This window comes from Methylobacterium sp. (genome assembly GCF_019745455.1).
GTDB lineage: Bacteria > Pseudomonadota > Alphaproteobacteria > Rhizobiales > Beijerinckiaceae > Methylobacterium.
The window spans coordinates 44,258-62,483 of sequence record NZ_JAIETD010000063.1; the positions used below are offsets into that span (position 1 = coordinate 44,258).

An 18,226-nucleotide genomic window follows, 5' to 3' on the forward strand; every position below is an offset into this window, starting at 1 on the left:
TGATGCCAAGCCATCGTCACCAGCTTCAGCCGCCCATCTCCACGATGGCAGCCCGCAGGACTTCATGGTCGGAGAACGGCAGCACGGTCGCGCCAACGATCTGGCCGGTCTCGTGGCCCTTGCCGGCCACCACCAGCACATCGCCGGGCGCCAAGCCGCGAACGGCGGTGCGGATCGCCTCGGCCCGGTCGCCGATCTCGATCGCGCCGGGAGCCGCAGCCAGGATGGCGGCGCGGATCGCGGTCGGGTCCTCGCTGCGCGGATTGTCGTCCGTGACGATCGCGGTGTCGGCGAGTCTCGCGGCGATCTCGCCCATGATCGGACGCTTGCCCCGGTCCCTGTCGCCGCCGCAGCCGAAGACGCAGGTGAGGCGCCCCGTCGCGAAGGGGCGAAGCGCGGCGAGAACGCTGTCGAGGGCCTCCGGCTTGTGGGCGTAGTCGACGAGGCAGAGCGCGCCGTTGACCTCGCCGACCCGCTCCATGCGGCCGGGCACGCCGGTGAGGTGTTCGAGGGCGGCGAAGATCACGTGCTTCAAGTTGCTGTCGACGACCGCCGAGACGAGCCCGGCAGCGAGCAGCGCGTTCTCGACCTGGAATGCGCCGACGAGGGGCAGGCGAACCGTCACGTTCGGCGAGCCGGCAATGGTCAGGATCTGACAGAACCCTTCCGTCCGCGCGTCGAGCAGTTGTATCGTGTCGCCGTTGCGGCCCGTCGTCATCACATCGTGGCTGGCGCCCCGCGCAGCCTCGATGACCCGATCGGCATAGGGCCCGTCGGCATTGACCACGGCCAAGGCGCCCTCGGGCAGCAGGTCCGTGAAGAGCCGGAGCTTGGCCTGCAGGTACTCCTCGATGGTCGCGTGATAATCGAGGTGGTCGCGCCCGAGATTGGTGAAGCCCGCTACCGACAGCCGCACGCCGTCGAGCCGGCGCTGCTCGATGCCGTGGGAGGAGGCCTCCATCGCGAGATCGGTGATGCCGTCCTCGGCAAGCTGGGCCAGGGTGGCGTGAAGGGTGACGGGGTCGGGAGTCGTCAGTAAGCCGTAGGCCGTCCCCTTCGCGGTGACGATGCCGACGGTGCCGAGGCTGGCGGAGTTGCGGCCGAGCCGCTGCAGGATCTGGCGGACGAAGTCGGCCACCGAGCTTTTTCCGCTGGTCCCGGTGACGGCGAGGATCCGCTCGGGCTGGGGTCCGGAGAAGCGGGCGGCCGCGAGCGCCAGAGCACGGCGCGCATCAGGCACGGAGATCCAGTCCGCCTCGGAATCAAGATCGGCGGGGCGCTCGCCCTCGCCGACGATGGCGAAGGCGCCGGCCTTGAAAGCCGCATTGGCGAAGGTCCGTCCGTCGGCGACGGTACCCGGCACCGCCACGAAGACGCCTCCGGGCACGACCCGGCGGCTGTCTGCCGTGATGCCGTGGACGATCCGGCCTGCCGCCGCGCCGGAGACAGCCTCTGGGAACAAGTCGCCGAGGGTCGGCTCCTTCATCGTCCGTCGACCTGCGTCGCGTGGTAGGCGCCGAGCTTCACCATCAAGGGGAACGGCTTCACCGGCGGCTCGAATTGCGGCGGCAGGCCGAGGATGGGAGCGACGCGCTCGATCACCCGGCCGGTGACCACGCCCGAGTTCCAGGCGGCGGTGGCGTAGCCGCCGGATTCGGGGAGGCCCTGGGGCTCGTCCATCAGGGTCACGAACAGGTATTTCGGCTTGTCCATCGGAGCGGCCGCCATGAAGGTCGTGAAGAGACGGTTCTTCACATAGCGTCCGTTGATCACCTTTTCAGCGGTGCCGGTCTTTCCGCCGACATAGTAGAGCGGGATCGATGCCTTCCGGGCCGAGCCCTCCACCGCGTTGAGGCGCATGATGAAGCGCATCGCCTCGCTGGTCTCCGGCTTGAGCACCCGGGTCGCCTTGGCGCGCGCCGAGGGCTCGTCGGTCTTGAGGAAGGTCGGCGTCATCAGGTCGCCGCCATTGGTGATCGCCGCCACCGCCGCCGCCGCCTGGAGGGGCGCCACCGCGAGGCCGTGGCCGAAGGCGATGGTGATGGTGTTGATCTCGGTCCAGCGCGAGGGAACGATCGGCGCGGCGCTCTCGGGCAGCTCGGTCCGCATCCGGTCGAGGAGCCCCATCTTCTTCAGGAAGGCCTTGTGGCCCGGCACGCCGATGCCGAGGGCCATCTTCGCCGAGCCGATGTTCGAGGAGTGGGTGAAGACCTCCGGCATGGTGATGACCCGATTGGTGCCGTGGTACTCGTGGATCTTCTGCCGACCCCAGTTCAGGACGCCGCCGCGGGTGTCGAAGGTTGAGTTGACGTTGTACTTGCCGGAATCCAGCGCCATGGCGAGCGTCATCGCCTTGAAGGTCGAGCCCATCTCGTAGACGCCGACATTCATGCGGTTGATGCGGTCGTCGGTGAGCGCGTCGACGGGATTGTTCGGGTCGAAATCCGGCAGCGAAACCAGGGCGATGATCTCGCCGGTATTGACGTCCATGATCATCGAGGCGCCGGCCTTGGCCTTGAAGTGCGCCACGCCCTTGGCAAGCTCGTCGCGCACCGCGAATTGCGCGCGCAGGTCGACGGAGAGCTGCACCGGCCTGAGATCGGTCTGCTTGGCGACGATGCCGAACTCGTTGAGCGCCCTGACACCCTGGTTGTCGATGTACTTCTCCATGCCGGCGATGCCGGCATTGTCGAGGTTCGTCACGCCGAGGATGTGAGCCGCCGCGTTACCGTTCGGGTAGACCCGCTTGTGGTCGGGGAGGAAGCCGACGCCCGGGATGCCGAGGCGGTGGACCTCGGCCTGCTGCTTCGGGGTGATCTCGCGCTTGACCCAGACGAAGCCCTTCTTCGTCGAGAGCTTGGCCCGAAGCTCGGTGGCGTTGATCTCGGGCAAGACCGCGGTGAGGAGCTCTACCGCTTCGTCCTTGTCGTAGATGTTCTTCGGCTCGGCGAAGACCGAGACCGTGCGGATGTCGGTAGCCAGGATCTCGCCGTTGCGGTCGACGATGTCGGGGCGAATCGCGGTTCCGGCCGAAGCCGCGACGCGGCGCTCGCCGCTATCGGTGTCGGGGAAGGCAGCCATCGTGATCAGCCGAACGGCGATGGCCGTGAAGACCACGGCGAAGCCGAGGCCGACGAGACCGACACGGGCATAGGAACGCTCGATCGCGAGGCGGAACATCGCCCGGATCACGGTGGCGATCGAGCGCGCCTTCGGCTCGGCGAGGGCTGCGGGAGCGGCTTCCTGAGAAAGGTCCGGTTGCGGCTCGGGGACGGCGTGTACGGGGGCAGCGTCTTCGGGGACAGCGTGTTCTGGAAGATGTGACACGGGACTACCTCGAAGCCGTCGTGGGCGTGCGGGTCGAGACGGTGCGGGTTGAAGGCGCGTTGATGGAGCCGGTGGTGCGCGGCTCGTCGGCGCCGCGTGTGCCCGGCTTTTCCTTTGGCGTCGCGGTGGCGGCGAGCAGGCGGCCGATCTCGTCGCCGCGATCGACCCGCGCCGGCAAGTCAGCGAGGCGGCCGAGATGGGCCGTGCCGATGGGTTCAAGCGCGAGGTGGCGCTCCACGGCCGTCTGGAGCCGGTCCGGCCGGGTGAGGAGCTGCCATTCCGCCCGCAGCACGGCGATGGCCTGGCGCTCCTTGTTGAGCTGGCTTCTCGCCTTGGAGACCTGGGCCGACTGGTAGAGCGTGTCGTACTTCGTCGAATAGGCATAGCCCGCCGAGCCGATCAAACCGGCGACGGCGAGAAGATTGAGGAGGCGGATCATCGGCGTCCTCCCCGGCCCCTCGGGGGGCGTTCGGGCAAAGCGGCGAGCGCTTCGATGGCGGCGAGCGGTGGCGGCGCAGCCGTCGCATTCCGAACCGCGGCCCGGAGCTTGGCCGAGCGGGCTCTCGGGTTGGCGCGCGTCTCCGCTTCGCTCGGCAGCACCGCACCTTTGGTGGCAAGCGTGAAGCTGGCATCCGGACCGGCGCTCTGGCTGGGCAGATGACGCGAGCCCTGCGCAGCCCGGCCGCTGCGGATCGTGAGGAACTGCTTCACGATCCGGTCCTCGAGAGAGTGGAACGTCACTACGACGAGCCGCCCGCCGGGCTTGAGGATGCGCTCTGCCGCGTGCAGCGCCTGAACAAGCTCGCCGAGTTCATCGTTCACGGCGATGCGCAGGCCCTGGAATGTGCGGGTCGCAGGGTGGATGCCGCTCGCCGGGTCGGCCCAGACGACGCCCGCCACGATCCCGGCGAGCGCCGCCGTGGACTCGATCCGCCCGGCCTTGCGCGCCTCGACGATGGCGCGGGCGACGGCGCGCGAGCGGCGCTCCTCGCCGTAGTGGAAGATGATGTCGGCGAGATCCGCCTCGTCGGTGTCGTTGACGATGTCAGCGGCGCTGCGACCCGACCGGGCCATGCGCATGTCGAGGGGGCCGTCGTTTCGGAACGAAAAGCCGCGCTCGGGCTGGTCGATCTGCATCGAAGAGACACCGATATCGAGGACGACGGCATCGACGGCGTCGACGTCTTGCGCTGCCAGCAGATCGTCGAGCTTGCCGAAACGGCCCTCGACGAGGCTGAGTCGGCCTTTCGAGGCCGCGACGAGATCGCCGCCCCCGGCGATGGCACCGGGATCGCGGTCGATGGCGATCACGCGGAGGTTCGGCTCTGCGGCGAGCATGGCGCGGGTGTAGCCGCCCGCCCCGAAGGTACCGTCGACCGCGATAGCCGCGCCCGGCAGCGCCAGGGCCTCGATTACCTCGGCGAGGAGGACGGGGACATGCGGCGCGCCGTCTGCGGTGCGTGGGAGAGGTGCACGGGGGCGCTTCATCGGCGCGCGGCGCGGAAAAGAGCGATCGACAAATGCATGCGTCCCCGCATCGGACAGGGACCGCGGCGGCGCAGCCCAGGCTAAGTTCGCCGCTGACGGGATGGTGGCGGGTACCATGGGCTTCCGAGCATCGTCAACGCAACGGCCGCGATGGTCCGGCCCGAGCGCGATCAGACCTCAGCAAGGTTAACCGAGCGTAACCTTTACGCAGGAAAGCGTCGGACAAACCGAGTCACCCCTGAGAGCGCGGCAAGGCTCGTCTTCGTTCTGCAACCAAGCGGATCAGCCGGCCTATAAGCCGGGTTCTGTAGGGCCCGGAAGCAAGCTTCCGGACGTGGCGGCCATTCCTCTGGGACGATCGTCGCCGACCGCCTCGAGCAACCAACCCGGGCGACGAGCCTGGAGAGCGGGCCTGCATGTCTCCTCTCGAAGACAGGCGTGTCGCCCCTATTCGGTCTTGCTCCCGGTGGGGTTTGCCGTGCCGTCCGCGTTGCCGCGTCCGCGGTGCGCTCTTACCGCACCCTTTCACCCTTACCCTGAAGACAGGGCGGTCTGCTCTCTGTGGCACTGTCCCTGGGGTCGCCCCCGCCGGACGTTATCCGGCACCGTCTCTCCATGGAGCCCGGACTTTCCTCCCCGGTTCGCACCGGAGCGGCCGCCCGGCCGACTGATCCGACGCGGGTGTGCGCCGCGCCGGCGCGAAAGGTCAAGGAGCAGCGCGTGCCTATCGCGGCGGCATGCGGGAATATCGGGCAATCGCTTGCTCGGCCACGGGTTCGGACCTAGCTCGCCCGTAACGGAGGCCTCGCTCTTCCGCGCCGGCCTCGAGATACACGCGAGGAGATGACCATGGCACCGAGCGACTCCGCCTGGACTTTCGAAAGCGTCCAGACCCTCAGGACCTTGGCGCGCGAGGGCTTTCCGGTCTCCCTGATAAGCCTGAAACTGAAGCGCCCCGTCGAGATCGTGTCCGCCAAGTTGGCGGAACTCGGCATCACCCCGGTCAGCGAGGCGGCATCGGAATGACGCGCCGTCAATGAAGACAGGACGATCGGAACTTCCATGCATGTGAACCACGACGCGGCGGCACCCCCCGCGCCGGTCATCGACTTCGATGGTTTTCTGGCCGTAGACATCCGCGTCGGCACCATCGTCGACGCGGAGCCGTTCCCGGAAGCGCGAAAGCCCGCGCTCAAGCTCCTGATCGATTTCGGCCCCGTCATCGGCAGGAAGCGATCAAGCGCCCAGATCACAGAGCACTACGCGCCTGAGGATCTCGTGGGACGGCAGGTCGCCGCCGTGGTCAACTTTCCTCCGCGTCAGATCGGCAAGTTCATGTCGGAAGTGCTGACCGTGGGTTTTGCCGATACGCAGGGAGCCGTCATACTGTTTCGCCCGGACCAGCCGGTGCCGGACGGCAGTCGGCTGTTCTGATCGGGATCACTTTCATGTGCCCGGCGCGCCTCACCAGCTGCCGATATTCTCCATGGAGGCCCAGGGCTCCTGCGGGGGCTTCGCCTCGCCCTTCTGCAGGATCTCGATCGAGATGCCGTCCGGCGACTTCACGAAGGCCATGTAGCCGTCGCGAGGCGGACGGTTGATGGTCACGCCCTTTTCCTGCAGGTGCTGGCAGAAGGCGTAGATGTCGTCGACCTGATAGGCGAGGTGCCCGAAATTGCGCCCGCCCGAGTAGGTCTCAGGATCCCAGTTGTAGGTCAGCTCGACCAGGGGCGCTTTCGTCACCTTGGCGGTCTCGTAGTCACCGGGAGCGGCGAGGAAGACCAGGGTGAAGCGTCCCTTCTCGTTCTCGATCCGGCGGGTTTCCTTCAGACCGAAGGTGTCGACGTAGAAGGCGAGCGCCTTGTCGAGATCCGCCACGCGGACCATCGTGTGCAGGTATTCCATGGGTTTGGGTGTCTCCGCTGATGCCGCGCTATCTGGTTCCGGGACCATGACTCGTCAACGGCGAGCGGTGATGCCGTGCCGCGTGGGCAATGCCCCGTGCGAAAGCGACACCTCTTCCGGCGAGGCCGGATGAGGTAGGATTTCGGTTGCAGCCCCGGGGAAGCAGAGACGTAGATGCGCACCGACACGCCCTCCCCGATCCGCCTCGAGGATTACCGCCCGAGCGACTTCCTGATCGATAGGGTCAGCCTCGACGTAGCGCTTCACCCGACGGAGACGCGGGTTCTCGCGGTGCTGTCCCTACGGCCGAATCCCGAAGGCCGCGCCGAGGCACCGCTGATACTCGATGGAGAGGATCTCGTCCTCACCGGGCTGGACCTGGACGGCCAGCCCCTCGCGCCGGATTCCCATGAGGTCGATTCGGCGAGCTTGACGATCCTGCACCCGCCGCAAGGCCCCTTCACCTTGCGCATCGCCACGCGGATCAACCCCAGCGCCAACACCAAGCTGATGGGGCTCTACCGCTCGAACGGCGTCTATTGCACGCAATGCGAGGTCGACGGTTTCCGGCGAATCACCTACTTCCTCGACCGGCCCGACGTGATGGCGGTCTACATCACCCGTCTCGAAGCGGAGCTCGACGAAGCGCCGGTGCTGCTCGGCAACGGTAACCGGGTCGAGGCAGGGATGGCCGGGCCGGTTCGTCATTACGCGGTCTGGCAAGACCCTCATCCGAAGCCCGCCTATCTCTTCGCGCTCGTCGGCGGTCGCCTCGACAAGGTCGAGCGCCGTTTCACCACGATGGAAGGGCGCGACGTGGAACTCGCGGTCTACGTGGAGCCCGGCAAGGCCGACCGCGCGACTTACGCCCTCGATGCCGTCGCCCGCTCGATGATTTGGGACGAGGAGGCCTTCGGGCGCGCCTACGACCTCGACGTGTTCAACGTCGTCGCCGTCTCCGACTTCAATATGGGCGCGATGGAGAACAAGGGCCTCAACATCTTCAACGACAAATTCGTTCTCGCGAGCCCTGAGACCGCAACCGACGCGGACTACGCCAACATCGAGGCGATCATCGCCCACGAGTACTTCCACAACTGGTCGGGCAACCGGGTCACCTGCCGCGACTGGTTCCAGCTCTGCCTGAAGGAGGGCCTGACGGTCTTTCGAGACCAGGAATTCTCTTCCGATACGCGCTCCCGGCCGGTCCACCGCATCGCGGAGGTACGCACCCTGCGCGCGCGGCAGTTTCCAGAGGATGCGGGCCCCCTCCGCCACCCGGTCCGGCCCCGGCAATATGCCGAGATCAACAACTTCTACACGGCCACCGTCTATGAGAAGGGAGCTGAGATCGTCCGGATGCTGCGGACCCTGTCAGGCGAGCCCGCCTTTCGCGCCGGCATGGATCTCTACTTCGCGAAGAACGATGGCAGGGCGGCGACAGTGGAGGATTTCCTCGACGCCTTCGCCGAGACCACCGGCCGCGATCTCTCGGCCTTCGCCCGCTGGTACGACAGGCCGGGCACCCCGACCCTTTCGGCGGAAGGGCACTACGATGCCGCCGCGCGGACCTACCACCTCGATCTGCGCCAGAGCCTTGCCGGACCACCCGGACCGCCCCTCGTCATCCCGATCGCAATCGGTCTCGTCGGCCGCGACGGCCCCCTCGATCACGCCCAGAGCGAGCGCATCGCCGACGGAGTGTTCGTGCTGGAGTCGGTATCCGACAGCCTCATCTTCCACGATGTCGACGATGAGCCGGTGCCGTCGCTGCTGCGCGGCTTCTCGGCGCCGGTGAAGCTCAGCTTTGCTGCGACCACTGACCAGAACCTGACGCTGCTGCGCCACGACCCTGACCCGTTCAACCGCTGGCAGGCGGCGCAGGGCATCGCGCTTCACCTCGTTGTCGCGCGCACCCGCGGCAGCGACGTCTCGGAGGAGACGGAGGCCTTCGTCACGGCGATGGCAGCATTCCTCGACGCCGAAGCTTTGGCGGACCCGGCCTTCGCTGCCACGATGGCGAGCTTGCCGAGCGAGGGAGACATCGCCAACGAAATCGGCTTCGAGGTCAACCCGCAGGCGATCCACGAAGCTAGGGCCGCCCTGCGCCGGCAGATGGGACAGGACTTGGCACCGCGCCTCCGCGCTCTGCGGGACGCCCTGGCTGAGCCGCCGGGCACACCGTTCAGCGCCGATGCGGCAGCCGCCGGACGGCGCGCGCTGCGCAACCTCGCCCTCGACCTCATCGCCGCCGGCGATCCTGACACGGGTGCCGCTCTCGCCGCCGAACAGTTCGGTCACGCCACGACAATGACCGACATGCTGGCGGCGCTCTCGACCCTCGCGCCGATTCCGGGTCAGCCGCGCGAGGCGACGCTCACCGCCTTTGCGTCGCGCTTCAGAAGCGATCCCCTCGTCCTCGATAAATGGTTTGCCCTTCAGGCGACGATTCCCGAGGAGGAGACCCTCAGCCGCATTGCAGCCCTGAAGGCCGACCCGGCCTTCACGATGACGAACCCGAATCGGGTCCGCGCCCTCATCGGCAGCTTCAGCCTCGCCAACCCGACGCAGTTCCACCGCCCCGACGGCCAGGGCTACGCCCTCGTGGCGGGGGTGGTGAAAGACCTCGACGCCATCAATCCGCAGCTCGCCGCGCGTCTGCTGACCGCCTTCGGTTCATGGCGCAGCCTCGAACCGGGGCGACGCGCTGTTGCAAAATCGACTCTCGATCGGCTGCGTGAAGAGAACCTGCGATCGCGCGACGTCGCCGATATCCTTGGGCGGACCCTGATCGAAGAGCCAACGCTCTGATTAAGGAGGGATTTTTCTGATCGCATCGGTCAGGGACCATTCCCGCCAAGGGCAGTCCGATCGAGAAATTTCCGAGAGAAAGACGTGGACAAATCGCCTGTGGAAATGTCTATTTGAGGCGATTCGGAGCGTGACTCGCTCCCCCGTAGCGAACGACTCACCGACAGTGCGAGGCCTGATATGCTGGAGGCGGAGTCCGCTTCCCTCGGCGCATCTGCGCGCGTGGATACGATCCTCGGCATCCCCAGACCGATGACGGCCATGCATGCGCGGCTCGCGCGGATGGAGAACTGGCTCCGCTATGCCGTTCCCCTCGTCATCGCCATTTTTCTCGCCAGCTTGGCGGCGGTCGTTTTCCTCCACCTTCAGAGCCAGCGCGAAGAAGCGGTGCGCACCGCGACCTCCGACATCGAAACTTTCGCTAATCTAGCAGCCGCAGGCTTCTCCGGCATGGGGAGCGCGACGCAGCCGGCGACCGATGGAGAGGTGAGAAGCCGCCTGCGCGAGTTGCTCCCCGCTGATATCCTGCGATCGGGGCGTCGCCTCCTCCTGGTGGACCCTCAGGATCGCATCGTCGGGGCACACCCCGCTACGGTTGAGTTGGCCGGTACGCTTACGGTTTACCTCGGCGCCTCACACCCGCTCAGCATCCTCGGAGAGCGTGCCGGAGCAATGACGCTGACTCTGCCGCAAGGCGAGACCGTAATCGCTGCCCTCAAGAGCCTGCCGATGGGCCGCGGGCAGGTCGCCGTGCTGCAGCCGCTCTCTGATGTCATGGCGCCTTGGAGCAGCCGGGCACGGACGCAAACGACCCTTCTGTCCGCCTCGGCGCTGGTGATCGTCGGCATCGGCTTCGCCTATACCCTGCAGACCCGGCGAGCCCGGGCCAGCGACAAAATCTGCGAACAGATCAAGACACGCCTCGACACGGCGCTCGGCCGCGGACGCTGCGGGTTGTGGGACTGGGACATCCCACGCGGGCGGATCTATTGGTCAGACTCGATGTATGCGCTCCTCGGCTATACCCGCGAGGGCGAATTCCTGTCTTTCGGCGACGTCAACGCCTTGGTTCACCCCGAGGATGGAGATCTCTACAGCCTCGCCCGACAACTCGCCGCCAGCGAGTCGACGGTGGACCACGAGTTCAGGGTCCGGGGAGCGGGCGGCGCTTGGATCTGGCTGCGCACGCGTGCGGAGATCGTTCCGGATGCGGTGGATGGCGGCCGGCACCTCGTCGGCATCGCCCTCGATGTCACCGAGCAGCGGCATCTCGCCGAGTCGAACGCGACGGCGGACATGCGCCTGCGCGACGCGGTCGAGGCGATCTCGGAGGCCTTCGTCCTTTGGGACACGAGCAACAAGCTCGTTCTCTGCAATTCGAAGTTCCGCGACCTTCATGCGCTGAAGCCAGAGGATGCCGTTCCCGGCCGGCGCTACCACGAGATCATGGGCCGAGGGGCGCTACCGCCGGTGCGGCGCGAATTGCGGGATATCGAATCGGCTTGCGCTACCGCACGCACCTTCGAGGCGGAACTCACCGATGGCCGCTGGCTCCAGATCAGCGAGCGGCGCACCAAGGACGGCGGCTACGTCTCGGTTGGAACCGACATCACCAATCTCAAGCTCAATCAGGAGCAGCTCGTCGCCTCCGAACGGGAACTGATGGCCACGGTCCGCGACCTCAAGCGCTCGCGGCGTACGTTGGAACTCCAGACCCAGCAGCTTGCCGACCTCGCCGAGCGATATCTCGACCAGAAGGCGCAGGCCGAGGGTGCCAGCCAGGCGAAATCCGAGTTCCTCGCCAATATGAGCCACGAGCTGCGCACGCCGCTCAATGCGATCATCGGTTTCGCCGAGCTGATGGCGAGCGAGGTCTATGGAAAGCTCGGCTCGCCGCGCTATGCCGATTACTGCCGCGACATCCGTTCGAGCGGCGACTACCTGCTCTCGGTCATCGACGACATCCTCAACATGTCGCGGATCGAGGCGCACAAGGTCAAGCTCGCGGTGCGCGAGGTCGTCGTAGCCGATGCGGTCGACGCCGCGCTGAGAATGGTGGTCGAGGCGGCCAAGGCCAAATCGCTCGCGCTCGACATCTGCGTCAGACCCGCCCTGTCGATACTTGCTGACGAGCGGGCGCTGCAGCAGATCCTCGTCAACCTGCTTCAGAACGCGGTGAAGTTCACACCTAGCAACGGCCGCATCATCATCCAGGCAAAGCCCGCCGGAGATGCCGTCAACATCTTCATCGTCGATACCGGGATCGGAATCCCGAAGGCGGCCTTGCCCAAGCTCGGCCTTCCATTCCAGCAGGTCGAGAACAACCTGACCCGCAGCTACAAGGGATCCGGCCTCGGACTGGCGATCGCCCGCTCCATGGCCGAACTGCATGGTGGGACCCTGCGCATTCGCTCGGAGGAGGGCATCGGCACGATCATCCTCGTGCGCCTTCCGGCCACGACCCCCGAGCGCCTCCAGGAACTCGCCTTCCAGGCGACGCAGGAGACCGTCGCCTCGCTGCGCGAAGCCGCCGGTGCGAGCAGGCGGCCGGTGGAACGCCGGAACACGGTCGGCGCCTGAACGTCGGTCTCGGCGAGAACGAAAGTTGCACGAGGCGGCCTGCACCGCAGCCGGGCCTGCTCCGCTCTCCCGAGATCACATGAACCGCACAACCCCGAACCTCGACGAGGTCGTGAGAGACATCGCCGCGGAGATGCGTGCGCGAACCGATCGCGGCGAGGTCGCCACCTACATTCCGGAACTGGCGCGAGCCGACGCGAATGCCTTCGGCATCGCCGTCATCGACTCGGACGGTCACGTCGCCGTCGGAGGCGACAGCGAGACGCCGTTCTCGATCCAAAGCATCTCGAAGGTCTTCACCCTCACGTTGGCACTCGGCATGGTCGGCGACCGGCTATGGCGGCGGGTCGGACGCGAACCCTCCGGCAGCCCCTTCAACTCGATCGTCCAGCTCGAGCGCGAGCACGGCATCCCGCGCAATCCCTTCATCAATGCCGGCGCCATCGCCGTCACCGATCTGATCCTGTCCCGCCATCAGCCGCGAGAGGCGCTCGGAGAGATCCTGCGCTTCATGCAGTTCCTGGCGCAGGACACCAGCATCATCATCGACGAGGAGGTGGCGGCCTCTGAGCTTCGGACGGGCTTTCGCAACATCGCGCTGGCCAACTACATGAAATCCTTCGGCGTCATCGACAATCCCGTAGACTTCACCCTCGGGGTCTACTTCCATCACTGCGCCATCGCGATGTCGTGCCGCCAACTCGCCATGGCCGGCCGCTTCCTCGCCCATTCCGGACGCAATCCCACTACCGGCCTCTCTGTGGTGCAGCCGGAGCGAGCCCTGCGCATCAACGCGGTGATGCTGACCTGCGGCCACTATGACGGGTCGGGAGAGTTCGCCTACCGCGTCGGCCTCCCGGGCAAGAGCGGCGTCGGCGGCGGCATCCTCGCGATCGCGCCAGGCAGGGCCTCGATCGCTGTCTGGTCACCTGGTCTGGACGCAGCGGGTAATTCTCACCTCGGGCGCATCGCCCTCGAGCTTCTGACTAAGCGAATGGGCTGGTCGATCTTTGCTGGATAGAGCGGATCGGATGCCTGATAAATAGGCACATTGGCTAGATCGCGATCAAACAGCGGATATTTCGCACATGATTTCGGCCATTGCCTGATCTGGCGCCGCGATCAACACATGGGTGCATGAAATCGCGTCACGGCGTCTCGACCCCTCGATTCCGTTTATTCGCTCTGCAGAAAAAGAGGGGGCGAAGCCTACGCCTCGCCCCCCCTTGTGACGGACAATCGATCAGGTCGTCAGGCCGCAGCGGAGATTTCGGTCCCTGTCGGTACCGAGGAGATCGTCTTCAGGATCTGCGAAGCGATCTGGTAGGGGTCCCCCTGGCTGTTGGGGCGGCGATCTTCCAGGTAGCCCTTGTACTCGTTGTTGACGAAGCTGTGGGGCACGCGGATCGAGGCGCCTCGGTCGGCCACGCCGTAACTGAACTTGTTCCAAGGCGCCGTCTCGTGCTTGCCAGTCAGACGTAGATGGTTGTCCGGGCCGTAGACGGCGATGTGATCCTGGAGGTTCTGGTCGAAGGCTGCCATCAGGGCTTCGAAATAGGCCTTACCGCCGGTCTCGCGCAGGTAGGCCGTCGAGAAGTTGGCATGCATGCCCGAGCCGTTCCAGTCGGTGTCGCCGAGCGGCTTGCAATGGTACTCGATGTCGATCTCGTACTTCTCGCACAGGCGCTGAAGGAGGTAGCGGGCAACCCACATCTCGTCGGCGGCCTTCTTGGAGCCCTTGCCGAAAATCTGGAATTCCCACTGGCCCTTGGCGACCTCGGCGTTGATGCCCTCATGATTGATGCCGGCGTCGAGGCAGAGGTCGAGGTGTTCCTCGACGATCTTGCGGGCGATCGAGCCGGCTTCCTTGTAGCCGACGCCGCAGTAATAGGGACCCTGCGGGGCTGGGTAGCCCGAGGCGGGGAAGCCGAGCGGACGGCCGTCCTTGTAGAAGAAGTATTCCTGCTCGAATCCGAACCAGGCGCCCTCGTCGTCGAGGATGGTGGCGCGCTTGTTGGACGGGTGCGGGGTCTTGCCGTCTGGCATCATGACTTCACACATCACCAGAACGCCGTTCTTGCGCGTGCTGTCGGGGAAATGACGCACCGGCTTCAGCATGCAATCCGAGCTGCCGCCTTCGGCCTGCATCGTCGAGCTGCCGTCGAAACCCCAGATCGGGAGCTGCTCGAGGGATGGAAAGCTGTCGAACTCTTTGATCTGCGTCTTACCGCGAAGGTTCGGCACCGGAGTGTAGCCATCCAGCCATATGTACTCCAGTTTGTATTTCGTCATTTTCGAATCTCTCGTCCGTTAGCGATGCGAAGCAGAATGAAACCCCAGAGCGCACGTCGCCATCGACGGCGGCCGGACCGGTAGCATTTGTTATGCCAGAGGGGTTGGAGCGACGCGGCCGTGGTAACAGGTCAAACCATGCCTCGGGCCTTGCCACGCGGCGGCCCATGCCTCTCGGGAGTCCGTTCGAGTGCACGCTTGGATGGATGGGGAAGGAGGCGCCTCAGCCGCCCCTGGCCGAGCGTCCAGCCATGCCGTATCGGCGTCCATTCGCGGGCGGTCCGTCCTGACCATTTCCGGCCACCACGACGAGGCGCCGGATCTCACCGCGAAGGTACGCCTGGAGGAAGCGATGGTAATCGCGGAACACGACGCAACCGTTCGAGGCGCCGCTCGGACCAAGCATGTAGGTATGGGCGAGGAGGCCGACCCGTCCGTGGATCGCCGCCGGACCGCCAACCGGGTTGAGGCGGATTGCCCGCACTCCATGGAAGAGGGCCTCGCGCTCTCGTAGGTCGTAGATGCCCGGCGGCGTCGAACCCCGCATGGTGAGATGGACGTTGCGCGGATTATCCATGCTGGGCCCAAGGCCGGAATGAGCCTCGAGCACCTCGCCGCTGGGGAGCGTCACCCGCTGGGCGGTGATGTCGTAGACCGCGGTTCCCGCCATATCGCTCGGAACTGGCGCGGGCACGAGCCGCGAGCGACGCGAATCCTCCGGCGCCGGGTCGACGGCAGCGTAGCCGAGAGCCGAGGGAGCGGGCGAATCTCCGAAGATGCGGTCGAACAGGGACGGCTCCTCCGACCGGGCGGCGCGGAAGACGCTCTGCGTCGAGGGCATGACCGGGCGGCGCGTCAGCCGGGCGGTGACCGTGACCGGCTCGCGCCGGAATTCCGGCGGCCGTGGCACCGGGAGCGGAATGGGTAAGGGAACGGAGACGGCGAGTTGCTCGGGCTCGCTTAAGGTCGGCTTCTGCGCTTCAGCCGATCGGGGCTCTATCGGCTGAGCTGCCGGAGCAGGCAGATGGAATCCGGGCGATAGTGGCGTGGACAGGACGGCGCGAGAGCCTTCGCCTCCGAGGATAGGCGAAGGATCGAGCATCCAAGCGTGGTCGGCCGGGACGGATCGGGTAAGTGCTGCCTCGGGGGCAGTTGCGACGCTTTCGGGTGCGTGCGGCTCCGTCCGATCCTGGCCGGCGATTTGTGCACCCAAGAGGGTGAGGGTCACCAGGGAGACGCCGAGTATTGCCCGATTGCGGCGGCGGCGGCGTTCCAGCCGAGGGTAGCGGCTTGAGCGAAGCGCGACAAAGGTCATCGGAACCCTACTCGATACACATGTCCCGCTTAGGCCGCCTTTGGCCAGCCGAATCCGCGCGGACGCATCGCGCGCCGGACACGGAATCGGTAGTTGCCGTCGAGGGAGGGAATGACGTTCTGCGGCTTCGAGTAAGCGCCGACTTGGTTAATCTTGCCTGAAGCGGTCCACCGCGATTCTACGGCAAACGCGGCGAAGATGGCCCGATTCGAGCCAAGGATTGGGTTCTCGAACGACCTTTCGGGTGTTGCTCACGACAGCGGTCTCAGCCTGCAATCGGTTTCGTCAGGGTTCAAGAAGCGCTCTTCCAGACCGCGATGCCGTGCTGCAGGACCATTCCGGCAAGCATCGCAAAGACGAACACGATGACCGGCAAGGCGCCTGTCGAGAGCGCCGCCACGGCCGGCCCGGGGCAGAGGCCGGCGAGCCCCCAGCCGATCCCGAACAGAGCGGAACCGAGAACGAGGGGCGGATCGATCCGGCGGTTCGACGGCACCTCGAAGCGGCCGCCGAAGGCCGGGCGCGGCATGCGGCGAACGGTGAGGTAGCCGATCGCCGACACGGTGACGGCGCCGGCGAGCACCGCCATCAGGCTCGGGTCCCAGCGTCCCGTCACGTCGAGAAAGCCGCGCACCCTGACCGGGTCGAGCATGCCCGAGAGCGACAGCCCGAAGCCGAAGACGAGCCCGGAGGCAAGGGCGGAGAGGAGGCGGGCCGGGCTCACGAGGCGGTCCCCATCAGGGCGACGGTGGCCATCCCGCTGGCGATGAAGGTGCCGACCGCAACGATCGAGCGTGGCGAGAGCCTAGCAAGTCCGGCGACGCCGTGCCCGCTGGTGCAGCCCGAACCGAGGCGGCTTCCGAACCCGACGAACATCCCGGCGATGGCCAGCATGGGCAGCGAGGCTTCGATCCGCATCACGGGCCAAGCCCCCGTCGCGACGGCAAAGAGCGGCGGCCCGAACAGGAGACCGATCACGAAGGCGATGTCGGCGAGGCGCCGCTCACCGCGATCCCGCGCCAGTCCGGCAACGAGGCCGCTGATACCCGCGATCCGGCCGTTGAGCAGGAGCAGCATCGCGGTCGACAGCCCGATGAGGAGCCCGCCCGCGAGGGACGGCAGGAAGGAGCTCAAGACCGCGCTCATGACGTCTCCTCGGCCTGCTTCGGCGCGTGCTGGTTCAACCATGTGGAGGCGCCAGTCAGATCGAACCCGAGATCGGCACCATAGGCCAGCACATCCTCCCAACGCATCCGTCCATCGAGAACTTCGCCGAGTACGTGAAGAGTGAGGGAGCGCGTACCGCCGCGACAATGGGCGAGGACGGGCGCAGGCGCGGTTTCGACGACATCCCTGATACGCACGACATCCTCGCTTTTGATTTTACCTCCGGTGACCGGAAGGTCTCCATTGGCGAGCCCGGCGCCCCAGGCGGCGACGCGTTCGGCCGCGGAACCCGGCTGTGCCGCTTTTTACAGTGGCCCGGAGCAATATTCCTCCATGAAACGGGACCACCAGAGGAACCTTCATCGAAGCCCGCTCCAACCGGTGGCGCGTGACCGGGCGATCATCGAACGAATGGGCGTTTCGGCAAACCAAGGTTTCTGGGAAGATCGGAACGCGATGTCCGCCTGCGGACGTTCGTAGAACCGGGCGTGTCACCCTGCGTTGAGGACAGCGACCGCGACGGAGCCGATCCGGATCCTGTAAATAGGGGCGTGAGAAAATGCACACCGAGGCTTCCGGAGATCGTTACGTCGACCTCGACGCCTGGGGAAGCCTCGACATCCTCCATACGCTTTGGGAAGGCCAACTCGCGGCGGCCGCCGCCATCGGTCCAGCTCTCCGTGCAATCGCAGCGGCTGCTGAAGATGCGGAGTCCCGCCTGCGCGGAGATGGGCGTCTCGTTTATGTCGGAGCGGGGACTTCGGCTCGCATCGGAGTCCAGGATGGCGTGGAGCTACCACCCACCTTCAATTGGCCTGAAGAGCGGCTCAGATTCGGCATCGCTGGTGGCGACAGTGCGATTTTGCGATCTGTGGAAGGCGCAGAAGACTCAACGGATGAAGCGGTGGCGTGGATCGCAGATGCTGAAATCGGGCCAGATGACGTTGTCATCGGGCTTTCAGCCAGTGGCACAACGCCGTTCACGCTCGCAGCTTTGCAGAGTGCTCGCGCTCGTGGTGCATTGACCATTGGGGTCGCCAATAACCCCGACACTCCAATCCTCCAGAACTGCGCTCATCCGATTTTAGTGGCTACTGGCGAGGAGGGTATCGCCGGCTCTACGCGGATGAAGGCAGGAACGGCGCAGAAGATCGTGCTGAACCTACTGTCGACCCTGATCATGATCCGGCTTGGCCACGTCTATCGCGGACGGATGATTGCGATGCGTGCGACGAACCAGAAGCTGAGGGCTCGGGGCATCGCAAGGTAGCGTCCGCGGACGAGGTGTAAATTCGAGGACCGCTTTGGCGGGGATTGGGGTGGCCATCGGGCCATGCGGCT

Annotated in this window: 14 protein-coding genes, 1 other RNA gene and 2 pseudogenes; 6 read left to right on the forward strand and 11 right to left on the reverse strand. The window is 66.1% G+C overall.

All coding sequences use genetic code 11. The features are described from left to right. Positions 1-25: 25 nt before the first annotated feature. The 5 genes from K2Y56_RS14845 to rnpB all read right to left on the reverse strand — a co-directional run bounded on the left by K2Y56_RS14845 (position 26) and on the right by rnpB (position 5,486). Positions 26-1,486, reverse strand: coding sequence for a UDP-N-acetylmuramoyl-L-alanyl-D-glutamate--2,6-diaminopimelate ligase (locus K2Y56_RS14845; protein ID WP_292508874.1), 1,461 nt, complete (start codon positions 1,484-1,486; stop codon positions 26-28). After that, positions 1,483-3,327, reverse strand: a complete 1,845-nt coding sequence (locus tag K2Y56_RS14850) for a penicillin-binding protein 2 (RefSeq protein WP_292508877.1) — start codon at positions 3,325-3,327, stop codon at positions 1,483-1,485. The genes K2Y56_RS14845 and K2Y56_RS14850 overlap by 4 nt, the downstream gene beginning before the upstream one ends. Before the next feature lie 4 nt (positions 3,328-3,331). Next, positions 3,332-3,766, reverse strand: coding sequence for a hypothetical protein (locus K2Y56_RS14855; protein ID WP_292508880.1), 435 nt, complete (start codon positions 3,764-3,766; stop codon positions 3,332-3,334). Then, entirely contained in the window at positions 3,763-4,815 is a 1,053-nt protein-coding gene (gene rsmH / locus K2Y56_RS14860) for a 16S rRNA (cytosine(1402)-N(4))-methyltransferase RsmH (RefSeq protein WP_292508882.1), read from the reverse strand. Before rsmH ends, K2Y56_RS14855 begins: the two co-directional genes overlap by 4 nt. 278 nt (positions 4,816-5,093) lie before the next feature. Continuing rightward, positions 5,094-5,486, reverse strand: an RNA gene (rnpB, locus tag K2Y56_RS14865) — RNase P RNA component class A. A 178-nt stretch (positions 5,487-5,664) separates the two neighbouring features. Between rnpB and K2Y56_RS14870 the strand changes: the two genes are divergently transcribed. Together K2Y56_RS14870 and K2Y56_RS14875 are read left to right on the forward strand one after the other, a co-directional pair. Next, the gene (locus tag K2Y56_RS14870) at positions 5,665-5,841 is read left to right on the forward strand and encodes a hypothetical protein (RefSeq protein WP_292508885.1); all 177 of its coding nucleotides are present in this window, start codon (positions 5,665-5,667) and stop codon (positions 5,839-5,841) included. Between the two features lie 36 nt (positions 5,842-5,877). After that, positions 5,878-6,249 carry a tRNA-binding protein gene (locus K2Y56_RS14875; protein ID WP_292508888.1) on the forward strand — a complete coding sequence of 124 codons (372 nt, stop codon included), beginning with the start codon at positions 5,878-5,880 and terminating at the stop codon, positions 6,247-6,249. A 30-nt stretch (positions 6,250-6,279) separates the two neighbouring features. Here K2Y56_RS14875 and K2Y56_RS14880 read toward each other — a convergent pair whose 3' ends face one another. After that, entirely contained in the window at positions 6,280-6,720 is a 441-nt protein-coding gene (locus K2Y56_RS14880) for a VOC family protein (protein WP_292508891.1), read from the reverse strand. A 174-nt stretch (positions 6,721-6,894) separates the two neighbouring features. Between K2Y56_RS14880 and pepN the strand changes: the two genes are divergently transcribed. The 3 genes from pepN to K2Y56_RS14895 all read left to right on the forward strand — a co-directional run bounded on the left by pepN (position 6,895) and on the right by K2Y56_RS14895 (position 13,132). After that, positions 6,895-9,531, forward strand: a complete 2,637-nt coding sequence (gene pepN, locus K2Y56_RS14885; RefSeq protein WP_292508893.1) for an aminopeptidase N — start codon at positions 6,895-6,897, stop codon at positions 9,529-9,531. Positions 9,532-9,711: 180 nt separating this feature from the next. Next, entirely contained in the window at positions 9,712-12,111 is a 2,400-nt protein-coding gene (locus K2Y56_RS14890) for a PAS domain-containing sensor histidine kinase (protein ID WP_292508897.1), read from the forward strand. Between the two features lie 79 nt (positions 12,112-12,190). Then, positions 12,191-13,132 carry a glutaminase gene (locus K2Y56_RS14895; protein ID WP_292508899.1) on the forward strand — a complete coding sequence of 314 codons (942 nt, stop codon included), beginning with the start codon at positions 12,191-12,193 and terminating at the stop codon, positions 13,130-13,132. A 230-nt stretch (positions 13,133-13,362) separates the two neighbouring features. Here K2Y56_RS14895 and K2Y56_RS14900 read toward each other — a convergent pair whose 3' ends face one another. From K2Y56_RS14900 to K2Y56_RS14920, 5 genes and pseudogenes are all read right to left on the reverse strand, one after another. Next, a complete protein-coding gene (locus tag K2Y56_RS14900) occupies positions 13,363-14,403 on the reverse strand; it encodes a glutamine synthetase beta-grasp domain-containing protein (RefSeq protein WP_292508901.1) in 1,041 nt (346 codons plus the stop codon). Between the two features lie 223 nt (positions 14,404-14,626). Next, the gene (locus tag K2Y56_RS26490; protein ID WP_366848870.1) at positions 14,627-15,313 is read right to left on the reverse strand and encodes a DUF2778 domain-containing protein; all 687 of its coding nucleotides are present in this window, start codon (positions 15,311-15,313) and stop codon (positions 14,627-14,629) included. Between the two features lie 697 nt (positions 15,314-16,010). After that, positions 16,011-16,442, reverse strand: coding sequence for a YeeE/YedE family protein (locus tag K2Y56_RS14910; protein WP_292508907.1), 432 nt, complete (start codon positions 16,440-16,442; stop codon positions 16,011-16,013). Continuing rightward, entirely contained in the window at positions 16,439-16,864 is a 426-nt protein-coding gene (locus K2Y56_RS14915) for a YeeE/YedE family protein (RefSeq protein ID WP_366848873.1), read from the reverse strand. The genes K2Y56_RS14910 and K2Y56_RS14915 overlap by 4 nt, the downstream gene beginning before the upstream one ends. After that, a pseudogene (locus tag K2Y56_RS14920) lies at positions 16,861-17,172 on the reverse strand (sulfur transferase domain-containing protein); the annotation flags it as partial. The pseudogene K2Y56_RS14920 and the gene K2Y56_RS14915, both read right to left, overlap by 4 nt. 272 nt (positions 17,173-17,444) lie before the next feature. On the opposite strand from K2Y56_RS14920, the pseudogene K2Y56_RS14925 reads away from it, so the two are divergent. Continuing rightward, positions 17,445-18,149 (forward strand): annotated as a pseudogene (locus tag K2Y56_RS14925) (N-acetylmuramic acid 6-phosphate etherase); the annotation flags it as partial. Between the last annotated feature and the right edge of the window lie 77 nt (positions 18,150-18,226).